We start from the raw sequence: 24266 nt of genomic DNA, 5'->3' as shown, positions 1-24266 counted from the left end.
ATGTTAAATGTTTATTGCCGACGCACCGGTCACCTTTTGCTCAATTGCACCACATAGCTGACCAAGCACAAAAGCACACACTTTTTTAACCGCCTCAGTCGTTTCAAGCTGCTGCACCTGTTCAAGCGTAAACCACTGCACACCTTCAGATTCAGCCTCATTAACTACAACGCTCTCATCCAACGCTTGAGCCAAATAACACAGATCCAAATGTTCGTGCACCTGCTGCTTACCAGTCTCTCGGTCAAAAATTCGATGCTCCCAAACAAAAAGCGGCGTAGGCAACTGCGTCTCCATTTTATTATGTACTCCAAGCTCAAAATAAGGGTTAACAATGCGTGCCTGCACACCCGTCTCCTCTCGCACTTCACGTAGCGCGGCCTCATGGGGCACTTCCCAACCTTCAAGATGCCCACCTGGCGCAAGCCAAAGGCCAATTTTTTTGTGCAACATAAGCAAAATTCTGTCAGCATTTTTACTAAGCACATAGGCACTTGCGGTAAAATCTTGTGGTTTGAGCGGTATATTGTTTTGGCACATGAAAAATTCCTTGATAACATGCGTTGATCCAGCACTTTTTTATGTCATTGCTTGACCAGTTAGTAAAAGTCAGTATCTTGAACAAGATAGGTCAGAACAGGACAATTGTTAATTTATTTTTGAGTGTAAAAAGTATGATGCGCGTTAAAATAAACCATATCAGTGCACAACACCTTAACCAAACAGCAACCGTTAAAGGGTGGGTCAGGTCAGTACGCAACCAAAAAAGCTTCTCATTTATTGCCATTAACGACGGGTCTCAAGTCGCTCCATTTCAAGTTATCGCTGACGAAAAAAATGTTGCCAACTATGAAACTGTTATTCCGACAGTTGCTAATGGCTGTTCAGTCAGTATTACCGGAATTATTGTCCAAAGCCCGGGCAAGGGCCAAGCACTTGAAATGCATGCACAAAACATAGAAGTGCTAGGCACATGCGACCAAGAAGCATATCCTTTGCAAAAAAAACATCATACTCTCGAATTTTTACGTGAAATCTCCCACCTACGGGCACGCACCAACACCATTGGGGCAGTGGCACGCGTACGCAATGCACTCTCATTTGCAACACACAAATTTTTTCAAGAAAAAAACTTTTTATACATTCACACCCCTATTGTTACTGAATCTGACTGTGAAGGCGCTGGTGAACTGTTTACCGTCACCACATTGGTTAACAAACCAGAGCAACTCAAAAAAGGTGTCAATTTTGCCGACGATTTTTTTGCCAAGCAAGCCTATCTAACCGTTTCTGGCCAACTTAATGTTGAAACGTATGCCTGTGCGCTTTCAGACGTTTACACCTTTGGCCCAACCTTTCGCGCTGAAAACTCAAACACTCCACGACACCTCGCCGAATTTTGGATGATTGAACCTGAGCTAGCGTTTGCCGATCTTGACGATGACATGGACTGCGCGCAGCAGTACCTGCAGTACATCGTCAAATACGTCCTTGAGCACAATCAACCTGATCTTGAGTTTTTTCAAAAACAATACAAAAAAGATTTATTTGAGCAGCTTGAACACGTTGCACACACACCATGTAAGCGTTTATCTTACACCGAGGCTATTGATATTTTGCTCGCCTCAGGCAAGTCGTTTGAATATCCTGTTGCGTGGGGTGTAAACCTACAAGCTGAACATGAACGCTACCTGGCTGAACAACATTGCAAAGCTCCAGTCATGGTGTACGACTATCCTAAAGAGATTAAATCATTTTACATGCGTGCAAACGAAGATGGTAAAACGGTTGCAGCCATGGACATGCTTGTGCCCGGCATTGGTGAACTAATTGGTGGATCACAGCGTGAAGAGCGCCTTGATGTACTTCAGAACCGCATGCTCGAACTGGGAATGGAGCTTGAACGCTACCAATGGTACCTCGACTTACGTCGCTTTGGCAGCGTCAAGCATGCTGGCTTTGGCTTGGGGCTTGAGCGCATGGTACAATTTGCCACAGGCATGGAAAACATTCGTGACGTTATTCCGTTTCCACGTACACCAAAACACTGCCAATTTTAAACAATAACTTCTTGCTGTTGCTGGTGATAGTCAAGTGTCTCGTCAACTGAACGCAAACGATACATGTTCTGGCCACTACGGCTAGGAGTTACTTCGACCATATACAAAATAAGGTTGAGTAGAGGATGATTAAGCTCAAACTTGTCATTTAAGAACTTGTATGCATGCAAAATACCAATGCCTGTCGCATATTCAGCTTTTTCTCGCATCGCTCCAATGGCAGCACCAAGCTCCTGCTTACCCTTATTGCAAGCTTCAACAACAATCCTAAAAACATCCCGAGCCTTGGTCTGTAATTCTTCAAGGCCCTTATGTACATTTTCAACATTCTCTCGCGACCACTCAGTAGCTCCAAGTGCTGCCGTAGCAACAGTAACTTGCTGATCCTCAGGTACGGTATGACAAAGAAAAGCCAAACAACATTCAATGCAACCTCTACGGCGTTGTTCGCTAGTCTTCTTTCTTTTGCCACCTTCTTCATCCATGCCAGAGCCTGTGCCCACCAATCCAACAAGCAAAAAAACATATAATAGCTGCTTTTTCATACCACACCCCTGTGTTTTAAAAATGACACTCATCTGCCTAAGTGTTAATGATTGCAAACCTCAGATGCAAGAAAAACAAAAAAAAAGAAGGAAGCTGAGTAGCTTCCTTCTTTTTTTACAAAATTGCGTTTCTTACCAACAATAATTACCCCTGACGGACAATTAATGCCGCCTCTTCACTCGTCAACTCGGTGAAATCGCGCGATACTACATCATCGATCACCAGATCAGTGTATTTGAGGTTTAAAAACTCAGCCATTGTCTTAACGTTACTGCAAATTGCAAATAACTCATTTATAGAGGCTCTTCTAATCTCTTTAACATATTCAGCTTTATCTCTGCATATCTTAATATCTTCTGTCTCAAGAGGCTGAAATGTTATTGGGTAGTCACCCCACGAAGAGAACAAACTCGTCATAGTAGACGGTCCAATATTACAGCTCTTCACCCACTCTGGTAAGTACTTATTAAAATCACCGCTTTGTGCTATCTGCATGTAAGCACTTTTCGCATTCGCAACTACCGCTTTAAAATTAACCGTTTCTAGGTCAAGCTTTGTATAAAACAATTTATTCAAATATTTCGTTGCAAAGTAGTTGTACATATGCTCAAATGGTGCACGTGCTGTCTTTGCCATGCTCCACATACTTACTGTCGTATAAATATCAGCCTTTAATATCATCAAAAACAAAAGAATTGTGCTGAGTCCAAGAATACCCTGTTCAGCTTCTACAACAACTTTTGAATTTTTTCTTAACCATGACCGTGTTAAAAAGAGTAGTGAAATAGGATCTCCAGCCTTCACCCCTTCTCGCACAACACGATTCAAATGCTCCATTGAAAGTCTCTCAACATCGTTGTTTGGGTTAGCATTTAAGTAAAGTCGCTCTAATACATCAGCGTATTCTTTACAGTGCATGCTATCACGATATTGTTCTACTTTTGCAAGAAATTTTTTCGCCTCTCCTGCATTTTTTTCAGCGAGCTCTTGCATCGCCCGCTGTTTCTTCAATTCTTCTTGTTGTTTAAGTTGATCCGGAGTTAGAGGTGGCGGCGTTGGGGCCTGTTGCTGTTGAACCAGTATGACTTGCTGCGAATGTCCTACCCCCTGATACGTATGACAAAGTTGCTGTGGTTGAAGCGGTGAAGCTTGGTGCACTTCCGGAGCTTCGTGATACACTGCTTGCTGAAGCCCTTGTGTTTGTTCATCACGTTGCTGCTCAGCTGCAAAAGCCATTGAGCCCATTGTCACCACAGTGGTTAGTGTCAACAAATTGACTACTTTGATCTTCATCATCTTTCTCCCTTTTGTAATGATGAGACTACCCTACTTCTCTGTTCCTTACCCAATGCTCGAATCTGATCAAAGCATGAGCTTTCTTGAAACATTACTTATTTGAGCATGGAGTGTCAAGCTTTGGAGAGAAAGAAAGCACAAAAAAAATGAAACTGTACAGCGCCGCTAAAGTTTTACAATGTTGCTGCAAATGATTCAAAAACTTGCTCAGGAGAAATGTTTGAAACATTCAATGTGTCAACGCGCTGATTCACTGAATTATAAAAATCAAGAATATGTTGTTCGTGTCGGCGATATACCTCTAAACGATGTTTGACCACGTCGGGTTCGTCATCTGGACGACGGCTCAGTTCTGAACCACACTCATCACATGTGTAGCTATCCTGTTTTGGCAGCATGGACAAACGAAAAACCTTTTGACACTTTTTGTTGCTACACACTAAGCGATTGCTCAAACGTTTAACAATTTCAAAGTCAGGAATTTCCAGCTTGATAACGCAAAAAACAAAGTCGGGGAAATAATGCGCAAGCATTTCACGCATAAGTTCGGCCTGTGCACGCGTACGTGGATACCCATCTAAAATGATGGAAGACCCATTAACCGCATTCTTCTCAAGCCACCCTTGTACCATTGAGTTAACAATATCATCAGACACCAATTTTCCAGCATTGATCAGTTCCGAAACCGTCTTACCCAGCTCATCACCAGCTGCAATATGCTCACGAAATAATTTACCCGTTGAAAGCACCTTAAACCCAAGACGCTCAACGCATAGCGAAGCCAGAGTTCCCTTGCCTGAGCCTGGAGCTCCAAAAAACACAAAAATTGTTTTATCTGTCTGATGATTGTTCATAAAAATATAAAACCTCTTTTTATTGATGCATAGTACTTTTTATGTACCCCATGGTCAAGGAAGGTCTAGAATACCAAGATTTTGTCCAGAACACAAAGCCCGACTTATTTTCTTTAATCAAACAAACTGTTTTATTGACAATACACGCATTAGATGACAATCTGAAGAAAGTTAAGCATTACAATGCACGAATTATAAATACAAACCGAAAGGTATTTTTATGATTACCGCTCAGGTACCGTGCATACAGCAGTCAAAAAAGCGTATGCACCCACTACACACACTCGCTACTACTCAGCTCAATAGCGCACCCTGCTGGCATTCTTACTATTTTGGTTATCTTTTTTACGGCTGCTAGGCCGTACCATACTATCCCTCCAATCACCATTTTCGTTTAATTAACGCGTGCACTCCACAGCAAAAAATTGCTTTGTGTACACACAATAAGCACTTGTTGTACCATTTTACTAAAAGAATATTACTCCCAAATATTTGGAGCCTTATACCTTGAAGGGTTTTTACCATGGCAAAAAGAACTATTGTCATCGTCGCTAGCATCTTACTCACCATCGCCGTTTCGCTACTGCTGACACAAAAATTTAGAACTGCCCGCCACGGCCCGGCACTAACCATTGGTGTGTTAACAACCATTCCACACCCAGCGCTGGACAGTGCACAAGAAGGATTTATCAAACAAGTGAGCGGTAAGTTTGGTAGCGCTGTTCGCTTTGTTATGCAAAGTGCAGACGGATCAGCAGCACAAGCACAAGCCATTGCACAAGCGTTTCACGCAAATAGTGATATCAAAGCAATTTTGACACTGGGCAGCCTGGCAACACAAGCCATGGCCCGCGTTGAAAAAAACAAACCAATTTTTACCGCCGCCGTTAGTGACCCGTGGGCACTCAACCTTGACCGACAAGACAACGTGTGCGGAAGCTCAGACATGATCAACTTGACCCAATACTTGGACACACTCAAAAAGCTATTGCCCGACGTACGCCGTATTGCGATTATGTTTAATCCCGCAGAAGTTAACGCCGTTGGCATGGTCGAAAAAATGACACCACTACTTGAGCGAGAAAACTTCACCATCACAAAAGCACAAATTCAACATGAGTCTGAAATTGGACAAACAATGAACTTTGCACTCAGCCGCGCAGATGTTATTATTACTCCAATTGACAACACTGTTGCAAGTTTGGTAGAAACCATCAGCAAGCAAGCACTTAAAGCAAACAAGCCGCTTGTTGTAGCAGATGCCCTGCTCGTGCAAAAAGGTGCATTTGCAGCGCTGTCAGGCATCGACTACTTCAAGAGTGGGCAAGCTGCTGGTGCAATGGCGCTCAGCGTGCTCATTGATGGAAAAACACCACTGCAGCTGGGCTTTGCTCAGGCTCCAAGTACAAAGCTTGTTGTCAATAAAAAGGTCATGAACACACTTAAGCGTTCAGTACCAGTCTCGCTTACGCAAGATTGCATTTTTGTTGAAAAGTAACAGAACATTTCACTATACAAACGAGGAAACAACGTGGAGTTTTTACCCGAACTTAGTCAACTGTTTATCAACACACTCATTATGGGTGGCATTTATTCACTCGTGGTGCTCGCATTATTTTTAACATCACAGCTCATCGTCTTTGACGATCTGAGCATTGAAGGAAGCTTTGCAAGCGGCGGCGCACTGTGTGCGCTCATGCTCACCTGGTATGTACCACCAATTGTATGCATTCCGTTTATCATGGCAGCGGGAGCGCTCGTTGGCATTACAACCGGAACTATTCACAACAAACTGCGCTGTAGCCCACTCATTAGTGGCATCATTGTCATCACAGGTTTGTTTTCAATTAACCTCAATCTTGCCGGTCCCAACCTATCTCTTGCAAACTACACAACCATTTTTGATCAAACATGGCTTGCAAGCATCACCAGCAATGCAGAACTACAAGCACTCATAATAATTACACTCATTAACGTGATTGTAATGTGTGGCATAGAATATTTTTTACGCACAGAACTTGGCTTTCTGCTCACCGCTGTTGGACAAAATCCACGTTTTCTTACCAACTTGGGCAAAAACTCTGGCGGCTACAAACTTGTCGCGCTCATGATTGCACATAGCGTAACAGCACTGGCAGGATCGCTATTTGTTCAATACAACGGTTTTTTTAGCATCACTGGCAGTATCGGTACTCTCATCATTGGTCTTGCAGGACTCATGATTGGTGAAAAAGTTATTGCCCACTCAACGTTGCGCTTCATTTTGGGTGCCATTATCTATCAAGCAGTCATCGCGCTTACCATACAGCTTGAGTTTAACCCATCGTGGAACAAACTCGTCACGGCACTGCTGCTGGCAGCACTTATGTTTGTACAACATCGTAAACTTGGTAGAGGAGCATAATATGTTTACACTTAAAGACATTTCAGTCATCCGTGCTGGCAATCTGATTCTTGACAAAATCAACGCAACTATCCAAGAAGGCGATTTTATAACCGTCATTGGAGCAAACGGCGCGGGCAAAACAACCTTGCTTGAAACAATATCTGGCAAACTCAAACCAAATGCCGGCAGCATTACATTCAAGGGTAAAGACGTTACATACGAAAACGAACAAAGCAGAGCTCGTTACATCAGTCGTGTTTTTCAAAACCCACGCCTTAACGCTGTCGATACTTTAACCGTCGCACAAAATTTGGCACTGGCAAACATGAAATATCATCGTGCGGGCCTGCGTCCAGCAATGGCAAACCTACCAGCAAAGGCCGCCAGCGAAGTTGCTCAGCTTATGGAATATGACGAAGATGAATTACTACAAACACGTATGAACAGACTCTCTGGTGGACAGCGCCAACTTATTGCACTTGTCATGGCAACGCTCTCACGTCCTAAGCTGTTACTGCTTGACGAACCAACCGCAGCGCTTGACCCTACTGCGGCTACACGGCTCATGCTCTACGCCAAAAAGCTTGTCGCGCGGCACAACATGACAACACTACTGATCACGCATGACCCACACCTTGCGCTGCTGCTTGGCAACAAACTTTGGGTCATTGAAGATGGACAACTCGCACATGAATACGGGCCAGAGAAAGTTAACTTTGAGCCGGATCGGCTGCTTGGTACCATTGACTACGAAGCGCTGAAAACTCTTTGACGAATAAGAAAAATTATCACACTCAAAACCTCGTCACGCCGGCCCATGAGCCGGCGTCCACGTTAACATTTAGATCAAACAGTAGGTTTCATCTTTAGAAATGGACTCCGGATCAAAGTCTACTACTGTCCAAAGTGTTTTTTGAGGTGCTCGTTGTTAACTCAAAGCCAACAAAAAAGGGGTCATCCCCGAGATCCATCGGAGATCTTTATTTTGTATTATCCGTAAAAATATGATTTGCTTAGACAAGTATCTTTGTGATACACATGTGTTTGTAGCTTATTCATAAAACATTAAAATAGATTCCCGATCGAAGCCGGGAATGACGCCTTTAAAAAAATAAATTTTACGTTCTTCTTACAACTAGCCACAACTAAAAGAACCTAGGAAGAAAGACCTCATACATAAAAAAGAGAAAGGAGCCCTCATGGTAAAAAAGTCATTATTTGTAAAAGCAGCACTCATTGCCTGCTGCATGCTTAAACTCAGCGCCGAGCAACAAGCAACATTCAACAAAAAAGCGTTTGTCGAAAAAAACTATCAAACATTGCTCAAAGACTTTGCACAAAAATCAGTACTCGAATGCGATTTTATTGAGAACACAAAAGATATCGATGAAAAAAACATCGAATCACTCACATTCAGCCCATGTGGCAATTACTTGCTCGTTGGTGCTGGCGCGCATGGTGCAATTTTAGTTGAACTAGCCTCTGGCAATAAAAAAAATCTTTACCAACAACATGTGCTCCCAACCGTTACCAGCGTAGCATTCAACAACGACGGAACAACAGCAATAGTTGGACGAGATCTGGGCGTTGATTTTTTTACCATCACTTCATTTGATAACATCATTAAATCTGCAACACAAGAACTTGAACAACAACCATGCAGTCTTGCAACCTGCGGCCAAGGCTGTTGTACCTATGTTGGCGCAGCACAGCTGCATTACTTATTTCGTGATGTAACAAATAATAGCGATCAAGAACAGCTCACCTCATTTTCACTTAACACACCGGGCTCACTGCTCTACAGTGTCGCCTGTCACCCTGGTGGCAAGTTTTTACTGGCCAATGCAAGTGACCATACAAGTTATTTTTTCAACCTCAGCTCAGGCTCAACCGTTACGCTCAGCGGAGAGGGTGTCATACGTTGCTCAGCATTTATTCCAAACACACAGCAGTACGTAGTTGGCTCTGACGACCATACCGTTACTATCGTCAACTTTGATGGCAGCAGTGCTAAAACACTTACACACGACTCAGCGGTCACGGCCATCGCCTGCAGTCCAGAAGGTGAATACATTTTCAGCGGAACTGAAGATGGCATCCTTGCGCTATGGAAGCACGAAACTGATCAAGTGCTTGCAGTCTCTTTGGGCAAGCCCATCAATGCTATCTCTGGCAACGTTGCCGGCAAATGGCTGGCTGTAGCAACCGGCGACACCGTTCATCTCATTCCAACAATTGACTACTTTGCTCAGGAAATGTCAGAACAAGAGCTACAAGAAGTTAGGACGCCCACAACAAACTAACATCAAGACTTGCCATTTTTGACCATATGTGAAACCTGTACGCATACAGAGTGCGTACCAAACAAAAGGGAGAGAAGATGAAAAAACTTCTTACAGTTTTGGGGATTGTCAGTCTTGGGTTTGCACAACACGCAGCAGCAACGATCATCAGTGTTAATGCAGTTGAATTAAAAATCAAAGTTGATGACCCTGAATATTACAACATACACTCAAGTCTGCGTAAACGGGCACAAAACGTCAGTCATGATGCTCAAAAAGAAGATGAAACCTACCAATATAGCTACGCAACCTATGAAATGGGTGGTGGCTTTACCATCTCAACTGAAGATGTTGATGGGGATGGAGCACTAGCAGGAGAATACTTACAAGCACGCTACGAAAATAATTGGGAAGACGGTCACACGGGACTTCGCGGCATATACCGACAATTTGCTATATTCAGTGAAGGTCCCCCGCAATCTATTTCTATAAGCTTTCCTCTCTCAACCAATCAATTTCACAAACTACATGACTGGATCATAAAAAGCAAAGCTGACCATATACGGGAACAATCAGAAGGTGGAATCTCACGAAATATTTATCGCTGGAGCAACTTTGATCTTATCATTGATGATGCTGGCTACAATCAAGAATTTCTCGAAATTCGCTACTTTGGTAACATGCAAACTGCTGGAATTGGCATGAGCATACTGTACAGATTTGTTAATGAACTTATTGGCTTATAAGTAACGGGGAGGCTCACCCTCCCTACTCTTTTTACCACACCATCTTGGCATACGACTTTAACCCCGACCATGCCTTGGCTAAGTAGCCAGTTTTGTAAGCAACAAATGTTGTGAGTGCGGCCATACCGCACAGAGCAAGTGTTTTGAAATAGGGAAAACCCGGTTTTTTGACAACGGGCTCATCTTTTTTTTCTTGTTTTTCTTCTGGACTTTTTTGTTCTGTCTCTGTGCTTACCTGATCTGGTCTAGGACTTACTCTAGAACCAACCAATCCGGCAGAATTAAGGTTTGTTGTTGGTGTTTCTTCCTCAATCTCAGTAACTAGATTATCATTATGTTGAGTATCACCTTCTTCATCCCGATCTAATCTTTGATCTAGCAGACTAAAGGTACTCTTGAAAACGATATCATCATGATATTGACCACCATAAATACAAATTTCCCTGTAACCATACAGAGTGGATACAAATTCACCTTCCCACTTAAGCTCATAACGCAAGGGTCCTTGGCTGGTATCGCGTAGTTTTGGCTCTATTTTCTCAGCAATGCTAATAACAGCTGTCTGTAAATTTGTTTGGGAGTTACTTTGTATCAGGCTACAGTCTGAATTTGTTTGATTAGGTGGCAACGCCGCATCACTAGCACTATTCAAACGCAAAGTATGACGGACCGTCGAACCCTGACCTATGTACCCACTTGCCCGGATACTGTCTTTTAACAATGCTTTACATGCATCGACCAACACCTCTTCCTCATCGTAAATTGAAACAACGTAACGTTGATCAAAACCTTGTATTTTTTCACAAGAAAATTTGAAACAAGCAGATCTAGCTTGCCTTGCAAGCTCTTCCAAATGGTGCAGTAAAAAATGTTTGCTTGATTCAAGATCCAGAGCATTAATATACTGCTCTAGCTGAGAAATACTCATATTGATGTATTCGGAAGCAGGTAACAATGCGCTTTGGGCTGTACGGTAGCTAGTGCCCTGTAAAATAGTATTTGCTCTGGCCTGCGCAACTTCTTGCTTTTTTCTTTCCAAAGTTGCCTTACCCCGATCGAGAGCTTTACAAGCCTGCTGCCAAGATACTGCAGGCCATGTCAGCTGAATAGGCCGCTCGGTGCCTGCATGGACCTTACCTTCCTGTTTATAGTTTTGGCAACGCACGTACCAAACATTATTCACCTTTTTAACGACATATTCTTTACTCTGATAAAAGCCCAGCTCAGGAAACATTCGGTCAAAGCTATCCACAATCTGGCCAAGCGTTTCAGGTGGAACATGGACATATGCGTTATCTGACATAGCGCCAACTGGTGCCACAGCCAAACTTAGTACAAAAAAACATGATTTGTAAAACACACGTTTGAAATTCATGCCTCCCCCCATTTTTATTTTTTTAGCAGCGGCTTTGTGCTTCAAGACAGCGGTGCATATACCATTGGCCGTAATATTTCAAGCATTCCCACAGTGGCTTAATGCTCTTTTCCTGCCATGCTACCGCACCAAAGTACTTAGCCGCTTGCCATGCATGCAACCACGTACCATGTTGGTAGCCAGACCAAAGAATTGCACCACAAATAAATGCAGCCCCGAAATAATTCCAGATTCTTTTGCGGTCCCATGAGGTGCTTTGGGGCTTTGAGCTTGATTGTTTTTTCTTTGTTTTAGATTCATTTTTTTTGGCAGAGGTTGAGCCTTTCGTGTCGCCAGTATTATCTTCGGTATTGTTGGTAAATTTTATTGGCAATAAAGTTATTTTTTTTTTAGCTACATCCAGCGTTACCATGAAACCCCACGTAGAGTTCCATCCCAATTGCCTTTTTCTCTCCTCGGTGATCCCTGCTCGATATTCCTTTAATTTCTTAACTAATGAACTACCGTTTTTTTGAAAATACTGCATGTCAACCAAATCAGTATTTGCAGCTATCTCTCCGTTAATGTAAAACTTAACGTCTACATTCTTCTCAGTTTTACTATCATCTACTTGAATGAATAATCCTACTTTCTTATATTGTTCAACCTGCACAAAACAACCACGAATACACGCTTTCAAATCGAATGACTGGGATAAAGAACCTTGTCCCCTTTGATCAGATACTACTTCTTGACCTTTAACACCAGTATCATCACTCTGACCTGGGCCAAAATAAGCATCGAGGCACTCCTTTACGTTAGCACCCTCACCATATTTAATACTATCCAAAATACGGCCTTGTTCATTCAATTTTTCCAACAGCTGTTTCTGCCCTTCAGCAGCCCACGCCTGGCCAATGCCAGCATAAGCAGCTACCAAGCTCAGGCCTGCAAACAAACGAATGAATAAGCGACGTGAAAATACCATAATAACCTCCATTGCTATGGCACATGCATACTTTACTACTATAATACCTTAATTCTAACAATCTCGTATTTATTGTCAAATGGGCAATATACACATGGGGCTTGGGGCATGATAATTGAATAGTACCTACTAGAGGTGCTTTCGAAGCCTTTACGGCAGTTCATCGCCTAGCCTGGCGATTTACCTTCTCACAGGCTGGCGCCACCCAGCGTATTATTTTATTCTGATGAACTATTTAAGTTCCATAGCATTCGACCACTCAAACTCGCCACCCGGGCTTGATCCGGAGTCCATCTCTAAAGATCGGACTTACCATTTCTGAATGTTAGTGTGGATACCGGCTCGGGGGCCGGTATGACGAAGTTTTTTGCAGGCATGATGACAAAACAAGCAACCCTTTTTTGTCGTCATGCCCTACGTTAATCAACCACAGACCAAAATGTTCAAAAACACTTATTGATCGGTTAAAGACTTATCTATTTCAGGATAGCCATGATCACACCCCGTCATGCTGGCCCCCGAGCCGGCATCCACGTCAACACTCAGCTAAATAGTCGGTTTGTTCTTTAGAAATGGACCCTGGATCGGAGTCCAGGGTGACGAGATTATTGTATTCAAGTCTCCCCTTGTCAAGCACGACGAAGTTTTTTTGTATGCAACCTTGCTAGACACATCTAAGGATGAAAGAGAACTATCCCCACGCATACACAGCACCTTCTCAGCCAATACTTGCACAAAAAAAGCCAAGCCATGCATACTCAAACTCAGTAGGGCAGATCCCCGATGGGACTCGGGGATGACCCCTTTTTTGTTATTACTTGGATTAACAATAAGTTTTTCAAAACACTTTGGACAGTAGTGCCCCCCGACCGGCAGGACGACGAAAATGTTATAGACAAGGCAAATGAAAGGTAAGAAAAAAATGAATTGGTACCAACAAAATATCGATGATATTTTCTCTCAACTCAGCAGCACAAAAAAAGGCCTCAGCCACGAGCAAGCGGCAAAGGTGCGGGCACAAGTAGGGCCAAATCAACTTCCTACGGGTAAAAAGGTAACCGTACTCCATATTTTTATCAGCCAATTTTTGAGCCCGCTCATTTATATCCTGCTCATTGCCGCAGGCATTTCAGCAGCCATTGGCCAGCTTACCGACGCCATGTTTATCATCATCATATTGCTCATTAACGCCATAGTAGGCTCTTTTCAGGAATGGCGTGCAGACAAAGCAGCCCAAATGCTGCAAAAAATTGTACCCCTCAAAAGCAGAACCCTGCGAAGCGGGCAAGAGCATTTGCTTGACGCACATGAGCTGGTTCCGGGTGACATTGTCATTCTTGAATCTGGCAGCAAAATACCAGCCGACATGCGCCTTTTTTGGGTTGATAATGTAACCGTTGATGAGTCGCTACTCACGGGAGAATCAACAGCAGTTGCAAAACATATAAATGTTATAGAAAAAGAATGCACCATGGCAGACCGGCTTAACATGGCCTATGCAGGTACCACTGTTACCTACGGACAAGGCAAGGGAATTGTTGTTTGTACTGGTATGCACACGCAAATTGGTGCCATTGCTCAATCAGTACTGGCAAGCAAAGAAACCAAAACACCTCTACTTATGCGCTTTGAACACATGTCTGCTCGCATCGGGTACCTGATCAGCGCTGCCTGCATACTCGTTGCTGCTGTTGCCCTTGTGCGCGCAATGCCCTACCACGAAGCATTTATGCTCTGCATCGGCTTAATGGTTTCAGCAGTGCCTGAGGGCTTGCCCATTGCAGTCACTATCGCCCTGGCCCGCGGCACACAGCTGATGGCCGCACGCAAAGTTATTGTACGCAAACTCTCAGCAGTTGAGGGATTGGGTAGCTGCAACTGTATAGCAACTGATAAAACAGGCACGCTGACCGTTAACCAACAGACAATCGAAAAAGTATTATTGCCTGATGGCAGTTCACATTTGTTTGCACAACGAAAAGGCCTCTCTGGCGAAGTTGAAGAACGCGTCAAGGACATCATAAAAGTTGGCGTCTTGTCTGGAAGCACGTACCATTCTATGGACAACGGCAAGCCGGTTCTACATGGGGACGAAGTTGACATGGCCTTTTATTCATTTCTTGAGCAATTTGGCATCAATGGTAAAGCGCATATGCAAGAAAACAACATTGAACATAAAATTCCGTTTGATTCTGCTTACTCTTTTTCCGCAGCACTTTACGGCAAAGATGAACAGCAAATGGTGGCAATCAAAGGAGCTGCTGAAACAATCATTCCACTCTGCTCAACCATGCGTTTTGACGGCAAAGGCCAGCAACCAATTGACCAGACCTTTGCCCAAGCACAAGCACAAAGTTTATATGAGCAAGCGTATCGTGTTATTGCTGTTGCCCATGGCACCTGCAAAAGAAATTTACAAAACATTAGCCCAGACACAATTGCCCAAGAAACCATCCAGTTCAGCTTGCTTGGCTTTATTGGCATGATTGACCCACTCAGAACAGAGGCCGCGGATGCCGTCAAGCTTGCACAACAAGCAGGCGTTCACGTCATCATGATCACCGGTGACCACCCGCTCACCGCCTTTACCATCGCCTCGCGTGTTGGCATTGCCAAATACAACGACCAAGTCATGACCGGCACAGAGTTTGAACGACTGCGTGAAAACAATGGCAATAAAGATATTGATACGCTCAAAGATATTACCGTGTTTGCTCGCGTTACCCCACTGCAAAAACTGCAAATTATTAAATTTAGAAAACGGCTTGGCGATTTGGTTGCTGTCACCGGTGATGGAGTCAATGACGCACCAGCACTACGTGAGGCACATATCGGCGTGGCTATGGGCTCTGGCACAGACATCGCAAAAGAAACATCATCAATCATCATTACTGACGATAACTTCAAATCAATCATTGCCGGCATTGAGGAAGGACGAACCGTGTACGCAAATTTGCGCAAAATGGTTTATCTGCTGATCTCAACCGGCATGGCTGAAGTACTCTTGATCGTTTACGCCTTGCTCTTTAACACACCAATGCCCCTGAAAGCACTGCAATTTTTGTGGCTTAATTTGGTTACCAACGGCATACAGGATATTGCGCTGGCCTTTGAACGAGAAAACAACATTTTGCATGAACAAGAGTTCACAAAAAACAAAGAATTTTTCAATCGCCTCATGTTGTCTGAAGTTTTTGTCTCGGGCTTTTTTATGAGCATGCTCATGTTTACGTTTTGGCTCGGACTGCTAGCAACCGGCTGTAACGAGCTAACCGCACGTAACCTCCTTTTTCTCCTCTTCGTTTTGATGCAAAATTTTCATGTCCTGAATTGCCGCTCAGAGCATAAGTCACTGTTTTCTATTCCCCCGCTTTCAAACAAAATACTCATTGGCTGCGTGATCAGTGCTACCAGTATTCACGTGCTGGCCATGCACACACCTGTTTTGCAGCCCATACTTTCTATTCAACCGGCAAGCCTTAACGACTTTTTAATGCTAGTACCAGCCGCAGCCAGCGTGCTGGTTGTTATGGAAATTTTTAAACTGGCCATACGCAAACGATGGATGCGCCACTAAAAAAAAGATCCCGGCCAAAAAGCCGGGATCGCGAGTACCATTTACCGCTATGCTAAACCCAAGTCTTTATAAATCCCTGCACGCTTAGACAAATCAGTTGTAGGCGAGACAAGGTCACAACGCCCGATAACATAGTTCTGAGGGCGCTGGACTCCACCATTTTGTAACAAAAACTCTTTATTTTGCTCATCGGCATGACACACAGCAACCTGATAACCATTCTCAAAGATAATGAGCTCACGGCCCTGCGGCAAAACCGTATACATGCAATCGGCAATGTTTTTAAAACAATAGGCCTGATGACCAAAATAAAACGTCGGGTTGTCTTCCTGCTTGCTATTGCCCCAATACAATTGTGCTACACATTGATTACCATTGGCCTGCTCCCCAGCCATCGTCACAAGTCCGCGTGTTTGCACTGATCCTTTTAGCATAAACCAGTCGCTATATGCACGTAGCTCAACGTCTTGTAACAAAAGCATTGCAGATTTGTCTTTAAACTTTATCGGAGCCGGAAACTCATCTTCCTGCTCTTGCAAAGCATGTGAACCATAGTAATTCAACCTAATGCATTGCAGATGTAGTACCGAGTTTTCAAAAATTACGCTATGAGACCCACTGCGATAATTAAAATTAACATGACTTGCATTATCATGGGTTACCCCAACAAACGCACTGTTGTGATAAAAACAAAATCGACCACTGTCAAAATTATAATCACCAGAGAAATTAATAACCGACCCAGACAGCACGACAAAACCGCCATCCTGAATTTTTAAATTAGAACCTTTAACTCGACAAAGTTTTATATTTTGTAGATTAAGCACCGCATTTGGAGCAACCGTTATACTGCCATTCTCCCCAAGATGAATATCTCGCACCACTAGATCTTTACTATCTATTGTGCGCTCACCGGTAATGACTATGGGACGGTCAATAACATAATATTGCTCACCGTCGTTGTATAAAGCCAAGTCTTGCTCAGTTAAAAGTACGTCCCGAGGGGATTCACCCGAAAAAAGCGGCTGTGATAACAACATTGCAATTGCTAAAATTTTTGTCATTGATAAACAAATTTTCATACTACTCTCCTTGGCCTTGCTCAAGCATAACTTTACTAAACTTTCTGAGCGTACTCTGCTCGCATAATACAAGTTCATAGTAGTATTTTTGAGCATACTCAGCTACCAACTCCTTATCATGACAAACAATTAACACGGTTACGTCATTTTTGTCAACCAGCATTTGCACGAACTCCATAACCATGCGTGCATTTTGATCATCAAGTGCAGCCGTTGGCTCATCAAGCAATAAAATTTTTGCATTCTTTTGCAGTGCCATCCATACTGCCAAAATTTGTCGCTGACCACCCGAAAGTAACTTGACCGGCTTATTTGCATCTATGCCAAGTTTTTTCATAACCACAGGAAGTTCAGGTACCTTTGGCAATGGTGCAAGCAGCGGAAACTGCTCCATGTTTGCGCACGCAATATTTTCGTTAAAGGAAAAATCACCCGCAAGCATCAAATCAAACTTTTGCTGCACCAAACTCACTTTATCGGCAAGCGTAGCTGAGCCCTGCTTGCTTTTGACAGAACCAGCACCCGAAAATGTGTACACATCCTCACCAAGCGTTATCGTACCTTCCAAACGCTCATTTTGTAGTGTTTGGCCCTGCAAAATCCTGAAAAATGTCGACTTACCAACACCATTTTTTCCGCGAATAAAATGCACCTTGTTTGCCTGAAAACTTACCGACAGATCTTTAAAAAAATATTGTCTACGTCCAGCGAATAAAAAGTTAATGTGCTCAAGCGCTAACGCCGTTTGTAATTTCATGATCAAAGCCCCAACATGTTTGAAAGTGTTTGGTTAGCAGACATTTTTCGATACTTAATAATGAGAATGCTTGCAACAAGCAACGATTGAATCATTGTAAAATATTTCAGATTAAACCCAACTTTAAGCAAAAGCTGCTGCAAGCAGCAGTACGCAACGATGCCAACTACCGGAATCATAAACAAAAATGGTCGCTGTGTACGCACCACAGTTTTACCCAAAATCAATGCGGTTATGCAAAAGAGCGCCATGCCATTGCCCGCACCAACATCGGTAAATGCACTTGTCTGTGCAACCAGGTAGCCAGACAAACCAGCACACGCATTGCTCATACAAATACCGCTAACAAAAATAAAGCGCGTTGAAATATTGTAGTGGGTGAAAAAATGTGGGTTGTTACCATACACCGCACAGGCATAACCGAGCTGAGTTTTAAGCAGCAAAAAAATGTAAAGGACAACGCCTATGCTCAAAGACAACAGCACCGGCAGCTCTGGACTGTGCGCAATGGCAACAAACAACTCCAGCGGGTTATTAAACCTGCTAAGCGAAACTTGCGCCCCACCAAGCACATACTGACTCAAACCATGAAACAGCCCTATGGTTAAAATACTTGAAAGCAAATGTGGTAATTTTGCCCACGCAGTCAGAGTACTTGAAATAAGGCCAACAAGAGTGCCTCCCAGCAAGCTAGCAGTGATAACAAACATAAAACTAACCGGTTTGGGAAATAAGTGCGTTGCGACAAGCAACTTTGTACCTAAAATTGCACCGAAGGTAAAGGCGCTTTCAATGCTGATATCTGGTGCTTTAAGCAATGCTATGCTGATGTATGCACCTACCACAAGGGGCACATACAAGCAAACTTGCTCAAGAATAATGGTTACTAAATCAAACGTCATGGATATCCTTTGTCATAATTATTTTTTTAAAATTACGATAAACGTTTCCTAAAATCATGTACCACCCACTTTTGGTTCGCCTCGACGCCGGAATTACCCTCAAGTTGAGCATCTCCAAATACTCGTCATGCCGGCCAACGAGCCAGTATCCATGGTAATACTCAGGCGTTTTATCTTTATAAAAATGGACTCCGGGTCAAGCCTCCCCTGGTCACGCCAGAGGACAGGCTTAGCGACGAGCTTATTTGCCAGAGTGACAAGCTGAGCAGAGCGGGATCCCTTTTTATTAACCATCCAACTACTCAACAAACTCAGTTGCTGTTATCAAAAACTTAATCTGCTCAGACAACTGCAGCCCCTGCTGTAACATACTCTTTTTATTAATGCGTATCTTATAGTCAGACGGCTTTATTATCGGCAAATCACCAGCCTTGCTGCCATCAACTAACATGTGCTTTGCTTTTGCAGCACTGTCTTTGCCAAAGCCAAATGATGTCGCACCAAAACCAACAGCAGCACCTTTAACAACTGAGTCCAACTCACTTGTGCACAGAGTCACTTGTGAGCGGTTGCACAACTTGATTAAACTATCAATGCCAGAAACAACTGAATGATCTTTGAGTACCAACACAACATCGGCATCTTCAATCATCGAGCTTGCCCGTTCATAAATTTCACTTGTTTTGTACACCTCAAGCGTACGCAACTCAGCCCCGTACTGCTCAAGTGTTTTGTGCAAAGTTTCTTTTTTCTGTTCATATCCAGCACACAAAGCAGGATCTGCAACAAGTAGTACACGTTTCATGTCTGGCTTAAGGGTTTTGAGCATATGTACCTGCCATTGCTCATCATCGTCTGAAAGTACACCCGTAACATAGTCTTTGTCTCGCTGAGTAAGTGCAAGTGCGGGCAAGTCAACCGCAGCAAAAACAACAGGCGTCGGCTTTTGTTTTTTGCCCATAATCTCTTTGGTCAGCTGCGTTGCAAGCAGGCCAACGGTAAACACCAAGTCATACTGGCCCTGCACAACCTCCTCAACCTGAGAGCGCAACAAGCTGCGGTTTCCGTTGCCATTGAATGTCGTAAACGTGCAGTTGAGTTTGTATTGACTGACCAACGTGTCAGTAAACCCGTGAACAATTTCTTCAAGTGATGGATGTGTAAGTGGAATAACGACCGCTACCTTATACTCTTTACCGTCGACAACGGTAAGTTCAACATCATTTTGCGGATCCTGAATCTGGCGGGCATAATACAAATACATACAACCAAACACAAGCGTAATGTTGACCAAAACGCTGATAACCATAAATAATTTTTTTGACATAACATTTCTTTCATACTGTTAAAACGTACCGACAACAAACTTACCGCCGGACACAAAGGGCAGCATACATTCATAACAAAAAATGGAGTGGAGCAAAACGAAAATATATGGCTTAACGCCACCAGCAAAAGAATACTGAAGCAAGAAGCGCTTCAATAGATGAGATCAGTAAGCAAAAAATACCCATGCACCGGCTCGGCAAAGACGATACATTCATGAAAAATCCTCCCTAAAACAGGCTGTCCAGCAAAACAAGCCGGACGTGATAACTACATGTCTGTTGTACCATGCCCGGCTTGCTGTGTCAAGAAAAGTGCTCAGAGTCATACGTATCAAAGCGCTCGCTACACTTTATCCGTCGTAACGATTTTTTTCAACTTATCGCCATACGAAAACATCCAAAGACCAAGTGTAATACAGGCTATGGTTAAAAAATAATGCCAAGTGATGATGCCCCCCATAAACAGCCAGTCAAAAAGTGTTGCAAAGATCGGACACAAAAAACCACAGAATGTTACAAACGTCAGCGAGTAGAGACTAAGCAAATACCCATACAAATTGTAAAAAGCAATATTTGCACTAAAAATCAAAAACACCAACCACATCAAAAATTGAGGCCAATCATACACCATATTGCTCAAGTCAGAGGCAAACAGTGTTGTGATAAAGCAGGCAAATCCACCACCAAGCATTGACATGCCATTGATGGTTAACACGCTATAACCTTTTGCCATAAGCTGCTTAACTAAAAACCACGCATATGCCGCCGAAATCATTGACATAAACAATACTGCCTCTGGCACAGAAATATTGAGCAGATCAAACAACATTTGCTCGCCACCGCTCTGCATGTACAGCACTGGCCCAAGCCCCAGCACACCCACCAGCATGCCACCTTTTTGAATCAAGCTTAAACGCTCTTTTAACAGAACGTGTGAAAGAAAGGCAGCAACAAAAGGCGTTGCCGAATAAATCAGTGTTGTCTTAAGCGCAGTCACGTACTGTAGTGCCCAAAACTCAAGCGTGTAGGCAAAGTAAATGTGAAAAAAGGTTGTACGAGCAAACAGCCACCAATCCTCAAGCTTTACAACTTTCAAACTCCCAGCACGTACAGCCTGATAGCCAAGCAACATCAGGCCTGCAATCATCATGCGAATGGTAATAACAAAAAAAGGATCCCCATACATCACCGTCTGCTTTGCACAAATAAATGTTGCTGCAAGCAAAGCATACAAAAAAACTACAAGCAAAATCATGAACTACCCTTTTGGTAAAAAATATTGACTCCAACCATCAACAATATCTTCTATCCTAGCAGATTTATTCATTAAAAGTGTACGCTGTACTGTTTTTCCTGGCTCTACCAACAAAATATTCTTGCACGGCGAACTATTTCTTTGTTGTGCTACTGGATGCTGAGAAAAAATTGTCGCAAGTTGTTTATTCAGATCATGCACAGCACCCTGATGAGATCCTGCCTCTTTGGCAACGGCACCAAAACCCACTGCCGCTAACAACGCCCCCAAAGATGTTGTATAACAGGCGGCAAACTCAAATAATGCCTGGATGTCGCAACAGGCATACATAGATGAATAGTAGGTGAACAAAAGACTGCACAACACTCCAGCACCATACTTGTACCTATCAAAACTATGTTTCCCTTCAATCTGATTAATAATTTCAACAAGCTTAGTTACATCAAAGAATGGAAAATCTTCAGGTCGTTTAAAAAAAACTTTTTCCGTGGACTCGTTGGTAATTGATAAATTCACCACCGTTATTTGGTCAAAAGTGACCTTGCGTGGCAACGCTTTGATGTAGCCCATCTCCTTAAGCTTAGTCAAGACTTTCTCCACACCCTGGCCATCAATGTTTTGCTCATCAGGAAATTCGAAACTACATGTTACACTATCCTTGCCCGTTTCAACCTTATACACACTCATAGGATATGCAGGAAAAAAACAACTAACGGCAAACAACAAACGTACGATTAATTTTTTCATAATTTATTTCGCTTTCAATTTTTTAGATCCCCGATGGGACTCGGGGATGACACCATTTTTGTTGGATTTTAGTTAACAACGAGCACCTCAAAAAACACCTTGGACCGTTGTAAATCTGAGTCGGAAATGACAAGTATTTAACATGGATACCGGCTCGAGGGCCGGCATGACGAGCTTTGAGACACACTAGAGGTAAAATGCATAATTTTTTAGATTTTATGAGAGCAACTTTTAGCATTGTAAACAACAAAAAATAACCATCACAACCGAGCTCGACTCGCATCAACAACAATTCTTTTTTCCAAATCCTGACGAATACAATCTAAGTTAAGATCAAACACTTCGGGGAAAATAATGATTCGGTTGAACTCATGCCAGGCTGGAATCTCATAAAATTTGCCACTACAAATTACTTGAACAGCCTTGCCATCTTCAAGGCAAGTCATGCCGGTAAGTGATTTAAGTCTATGCTCTCCGTCCAATATCATGCCACCGGTCAGAGCAAACAGTGTGACACACAAGGCAGCCTTCCACCCATGCCCTACCGCAATATCTTCTATAGATGGATCAATACCCTCATTCAAAGCAAGATAACGAGGAATATGTACCAGCAGTGGTGTTTTGTTTTTCACGCAAATATGCAACAATTTATTTTGACCACAACGGGGAGCAAGATCTCGACATCCATGCTTGCACAAAAACTGCCCAGTTTCACGCTCGTCTTCCAAAAGGGAAATATTGCACTCAAGCGCTTTCTCGGCAAGTGCTACAGCTATACTTTGACTACACAAGCTCGTACCTGGTAAAAATAGTAGCCAAAGCAACACCAACAACAAACGTACCTTCATCTCCTCTCTCCTTTTCTCAGTTTTTTACATCTTCAGACACAGCAAAGCGCTTAACAAACACACCCCTGTGGGGCGATTTTTTTTGATTAAGCAATTCAGACTTCTTGTTTTTCAAGTACTGATCGAAAAAATTAACCAGATAATCATTAACGAGTTTATTCATACGCAGCTCTTCAATCGTACCAGTCAAAAAGTCAAGGTACCCAAGCATGAAGCAGCTCCTTTTTAAAATAGGCGCATCAGTAAACGACAAATGATCAGCACCATGAATAGTCAAAAGATAATTATCAACTTCTGCCTGCTGGCAAAACTGATCAATCGCATCAATATAACGCTTTTGCAGCTGTTCCTTTTCTTCCCACATACCATCAAATTCATCTGAATCTTCCTGTTCAAAGCGCTTAAGAAACACGTCACCACGCATCGTCATAAACGGCACTTTGCTTGGCTTGCTTGCATCGCTGCCAAATAGCGGGCCATCAAGGTTAACCCCAGCACTAAACCGCTGGTCAGTGCGGCATAACTGTGCAGCAACTGAACCTCCAAACGAATGGCCTACGATGCCAACACGATCAAAATCAAGTAATCCAACAAACTGATTTACCAAATCTCGAGCACTGAGCTCAATCAGCTTTTTCAGCACAAAGTCATGGTCGGCAACCCATGTGTTTTGCTCTTGGTCTTGCTGCTCAAACAATTCACCCAGTTCATCGTCAAAAGCAACAGAGCGACCATCAGGAAACAACGTCAGACCACATGCATAGGTGTGGCCAATACAGACAACAACGTATCCATGGCTTGCAAGCTCTTGCGCATATGCAGTGTTATTGGCTCGAGGTGCCCACAAACCATGTGAAAAAAAAATGATAGGAAATGGGCCGTACTCGGTTGCAGGCAACGCGTCAGCAACCGCGTGAGTAAACACATCATCCAGCCCCTTCAAATGCTTTGCGCTCAGCTGCTCGCACTCAAGTTCATTTTTTAAAAAAGCAATTGCGACAGGATCGTAACGCAGTTTTTCATGCTCAGACGTATCAACTCCCAATAATGCTGGATAAAAAATTTCGACCATGAGCTCACGTGGACTTTCTTGCTCTTTGTCATGCAGCTCACGTCGCTGCTCATCAACCCAATAGCACAACGTACTACCAACAGCATACTCCCCCGTTAATTCGGGAAAATCATACCGCGCAAAACCAGCCGAACTGTACAAACAAACAAACAAAAACGCTGTTAAAGTAGTACTTCTTTGCATAAC

21 protein-coding genes are annotated in these 24266 nt (G+C 43.2%); 7 read left to right on the top strand and 14 right to left on the bottom strand.

Features of this window, described 5'->3' with window-relative positions; translation table 11 throughout:
* Window positions 1–3: 3 nt before the first annotated feature.
* Window positions 4–540: an NUDIX domain-containing protein gene (locus H6679_05940; GenBank protein ID MCB9493785.1), complete on the bottom strand. Its 537-nt coding sequence runs from the start codon at window positions 538–540 to the stop codon at window positions 4–6.
* A 134-nt stretch (window positions 541–674) separates the two neighbouring features.
* On the opposite strand from H6679_05940, the gene asnS reads away from it, so the two are divergent.
* Window positions 675–2060, top strand: a complete 1386-nt coding sequence (asnS, locus tag H6679_05935; protein ID MCB9493784.1) for an asparagine--tRNA ligase — start codon at window positions 675–677, stop codon at window positions 2058–2060.
* On the opposite strand, the gene H6679_05930 is transcribed toward asnS, so the two are convergent.
* From H6679_05930 to H6679_05920, 3 genes are all read right to left on the bottom strand, one after another.
* On the bottom strand, window positions 2057–2605 hold the full coding sequence (locus H6679_05930; GenBank protein MCB9493783.1) for a hypothetical protein: 549 nt from the start codon (window positions 2603–2605) through the stop codon (window positions 2057–2059). The two genes, asnS and H6679_05930, sit on opposite strands and share 4 nt — an antisense overlap.
* Before the next feature lie 145 nt (window positions 2606–2750).
* On the bottom strand, window positions 2751–3902 hold the full coding sequence (locus H6679_05925; protein MCB9493782.1) for a hypothetical protein: 1152 nt from the start codon (window positions 3900–3902) through the stop codon (window positions 2751–2753).
* Between the two features lie 173 nt (window positions 3903–4075).
* Complete coding sequence (locus H6679_05920; GenBank protein ID MCB9493781.1) at window positions 4076–4756, bottom strand: nucleoside monophosphate kinase; 681 nt, start codon at window positions 4754–4756, stop codon at window positions 4076–4078.
* A gap of 523 nt (window positions 4757–5279) precedes the next feature.
* Between H6679_05920 and H6679_05915 the strand changes: the two genes are divergently transcribed.
* The 5 genes from H6679_05915 (at window position 5280) to H6679_05895 (ending at window position 10170) form a co-directional block, all read left to right on the top strand.
* Window positions 5280–6254: an ABC transporter substrate-binding protein gene (locus H6679_05915; GenBank protein ID MCB9493780.1), complete on the top strand. Its 975-nt coding sequence runs from the start codon at window positions 5280–5282 to the stop codon at window positions 6252–6254.
* 33 nt (window positions 6255–6287) lie between these two features.
* Window positions 6288–7160 (top strand): hypothetical protein, encoded by an 873-nt coding sequence (locus tag H6679_05910; GenBank protein ID MCB9493779.1) that lies wholly within the window; start codon window positions 6288–6290, stop codon window positions 7158–7160.
* 1 nt (window position 7161) lies between these two features.
* Window positions 7162–7914 carry an ATP-binding cassette domain-containing protein gene (locus H6679_05905; GenBank protein ID MCB9493778.1) on the top strand — a complete coding sequence of 251 codons (753 nt, stop codon included), beginning with the start codon at window positions 7162–7164 and terminating at the stop codon, window positions 7912–7914.
* Between the two features lie 427 nt (window positions 7915–8341).
* A complete protein-coding gene (locus H6679_05900; GenBank protein ID MCB9493777.1) occupies window positions 8342–9445 on the top strand; it encodes a hypothetical protein in 1104 nt (367 codons plus the stop codon).
* 77 nt (window positions 9446–9522) lie between these two features.
* On the top strand, window positions 9523–10170 hold the full coding sequence (locus H6679_05895; protein ID MCB9493776.1) for a hypothetical protein: 648 nt from the start codon (window positions 9523–9525) through the stop codon (window positions 10168–10170).
* A gap of 31 nt (window positions 10171–10201) precedes the next feature.
* Here H6679_05895 and H6679_05890 read toward each other — a convergent pair whose 3' ends face one another.
* Together H6679_05890 and H6679_05885 are read right to left on the bottom strand one after the other, a co-directional pair.
* Window positions 10202–11545: a hypothetical protein gene (locus H6679_05890; GenBank protein ID MCB9493775.1), complete on the bottom strand. Its 1344-nt coding sequence runs from the start codon at window positions 11543–11545 to the stop codon at window positions 10202–10204.
* Between the two features lie 22 nt (window positions 11546–11567).
* Window positions 11568–12512, bottom strand: coding sequence for a hypothetical protein (locus tag H6679_05885; protein ID MCB9493774.1), 945 nt, complete (start codon window positions 12510–12512; stop codon window positions 11568–11570).
* A gap of 904 nt (window positions 12513–13416) precedes the next feature.
* Here H6679_05885 and H6679_05880 point away from each other — a divergent pair.
* Window positions 13417–16089: an HAD-IC family P-type ATPase gene (locus H6679_05880; protein MCB9493773.1), complete on the top strand. Its 2673-nt coding sequence runs from the start codon at window positions 13417–13419 to the stop codon at window positions 16087–16089.
* 47 nt (window positions 16090–16136) lie between these two features.
* Here H6679_05880 and H6679_05875 read toward each other — a convergent pair whose 3' ends face one another.
* From H6679_05875 to H6679_05840, 8 genes are all read right to left on the bottom strand, one after another.
* Window positions 16137–17171 carry a hypothetical protein gene (locus tag H6679_05875; protein MCB9493772.1) on the bottom strand — a complete coding sequence of 345 codons (1035 nt, stop codon included), beginning with the start codon at window positions 17169–17171 and terminating at the stop codon, window positions 16137–16139.
* A gap of 1 nt (window position 17172) precedes the next feature.
* Entirely contained in the window at window positions 17173–17928 is a 756-nt protein-coding gene (locus H6679_05870) for an ABC transporter ATP-binding protein (protein MCB9493771.1), read from the bottom strand.
* Between the two features lie 2 nt (window positions 17929–17930).
* Window positions 17931–18830 (bottom strand): hypothetical protein, encoded by a 900-nt coding sequence (locus H6679_05865; protein ID MCB9493770.1) that lies wholly within the window; start codon window positions 18828–18830, stop codon window positions 17931–17933.
* A gap of 298 nt (window positions 18831–19128) precedes the next feature.
* Window positions 19129–20157: a hypothetical protein gene (locus H6679_05860; GenBank protein MCB9493769.1), complete on the bottom strand. Its 1029-nt coding sequence runs from the start codon at window positions 20155–20157 to the stop codon at window positions 19129–19131.
* A 344-nt stretch (window positions 20158–20501) separates the two neighbouring features.
* Window positions 20502–21413: a DMT family transporter gene (locus tag H6679_05855; GenBank protein MCB9493768.1), complete on the bottom strand. Its 912-nt coding sequence runs from the start codon at window positions 21411–21413 to the stop codon at window positions 20502–20504.
* 3 nt (window positions 21414–21416) lie between these two features.
* The gene (locus tag H6679_05850; protein ID MCB9493767.1) at window positions 21417–22160 is read right to left on the bottom strand and encodes a hypothetical protein; all 744 of its coding nucleotides are present in this window, start codon (window positions 22158–22160) and stop codon (window positions 21417–21419) included.
* 260 nt (window positions 22161–22420) lie between these two features.
* The gene (locus H6679_05845; GenBank protein MCB9493766.1) at window positions 22421–23008 is read right to left on the bottom strand and encodes a hypothetical protein; all 588 of its coding nucleotides are present in this window, start codon (window positions 23006–23008) and stop codon (window positions 22421–22423) included.
* A 16-nt stretch (window positions 23009–23024) separates the two neighbouring features.
* The gene (locus H6679_05840; protein MCB9493765.1) at window positions 23025–24263 is read right to left on the bottom strand and encodes an alpha/beta fold hydrolase; all 1239 of its coding nucleotides are present in this window, start codon (window positions 24261–24263) and stop codon (window positions 23025–23027) included.
* Between the last annotated feature and the right edge of the window lie 3 nt (window positions 24264–24266).

The sequence above is a fragment of the Campylobacterota bacterium genome (genome assembly GCA_020633995.1).
Lineage (GTDB): Bacteria > Babelota > Babeliae > Babelales > RVW-14 > JACKCO01.
Note: the sequence above shows the minus strand (reverse complement) of the source record. Positions and strands in the feature narration are given on the sequence as shown.

Coding starts and splice junctions, on each gene's coding strand:
- H6679_05940 (MCB9493785.1), bottom strand. CDS start 540: ATGTGCCAAAACAATATACCGCTCAAACCACAAGATTTTACCGCAAGT.
- asnS (MCB9493784.1), top strand. CDS start 675: ATGATGCGCGTTAAAATAAACCATATCAGTGCACAACACCTTAACCAA.
- H6679_05930 (MCB9493783.1), bottom strand. CDS start 2,605: ATGAAAAAGCAGCTATTATATGTTTTTTTGCTTGTTGGATTGGTGGGC.
- H6679_05925 (MCB9493782.1), bottom strand. CDS start 3,902: ATGATGAAGATCAAAGTAGTCAATTTGTTGACACTAACCACTGTGGTG.
- H6679_05920 (MCB9493781.1), bottom strand. CDS start 4,756: ATGAACAATCATCAGACAGATAAAACAATTTTTGTGTTTTTTGGAGCT.
- H6679_05915 (MCB9493780.1), top strand. CDS start 5,280: ATGGCAAAAAGAACTATTGTCATCGTCGCTAGCATCTTACTCACCATC.
- H6679_05905 (MCB9493778.1), top strand. CDS start 7,162: ATGTTTACACTTAAAGACATTTCAGTCATCCGTGCTGGCAATCTGATT.
- H6679_05900 (MCB9493777.1), top strand. CDS start 8,342: ATGGTAAAAAAGTCATTATTTGTAAAAGCAGCACTCATTGCCTGCTGC.
- H6679_05895 (MCB9493776.1), top strand. CDS start 9,523: ATGAAAAAACTTCTTACAGTTTTGGGGATTGTCAGTCTTGGGTTTGCA.
- H6679_05890 (MCB9493775.1), bottom strand. CDS start 11,545: ATGAATTTCAAACGTGTGTTTTACAAATCATGTTTTTTTGTACTAAGT.
- H6679_05885 (MCB9493774.1), bottom strand. CDS start 12,512: ATGGTATTTTCACGTCGCTTATTCATTCGTTTGTTTGCAGGCCTGAGC.
- H6679_05880 (MCB9493773.1), top strand. CDS start 13,417: ATGAAAGGTAAGAAAAAAATGAATTGGTACCAACAAAATATCGATGAT.
- H6679_05875 (MCB9493772.1), bottom strand. CDS start 17,171: ATGAAAATTTGTTTATCAATGACAAAAATTTTAGCAATTGCAATGTTG.
- H6679_05870 (MCB9493771.1), bottom strand. CDS start 17,928: ATGAAATTACAAACGGCGTTAGCGCTTGAGCACATTAACTTTTTATTC.
- H6679_05865 (MCB9493770.1), bottom strand. CDS start 18,830: ATGACGTTTGATTTAGTAACCATTATTCTTGAGCAAGTTTGCTTGTAT.
- H6679_05860 (MCB9493769.1), bottom strand. CDS start 20,157: ATGTCAAAAAAATTATTTATGGTTATCAGCGTTTTGGTCAACATTACG.
- H6679_05855 (MCB9493768.1), bottom strand. CDS start 21,413: ATGATTTTGCTTGTAGTTTTTTTGTATGCTTTGCTTGCAGCAACATTT.
- H6679_05850 (MCB9493767.1), bottom strand. CDS start 22,160: ATGAAAAAATTAATCGTACGTTTGTTGTTTGCCGTTAGTTGTTTTTTT.
- H6679_05845 (MCB9493766.1), bottom strand. CDS start 23,008: ATGAAGGTACGTTTGTTGTTGGTGTTGCTTTGGCTACTATTTTTACCA.
- H6679_05840 (MCB9493765.1), bottom strand. CDS start 24,263: ATGCAAAGAAGTACTACTTTAACAGCGTTTTTGTTTGTTTGTTTGTAC.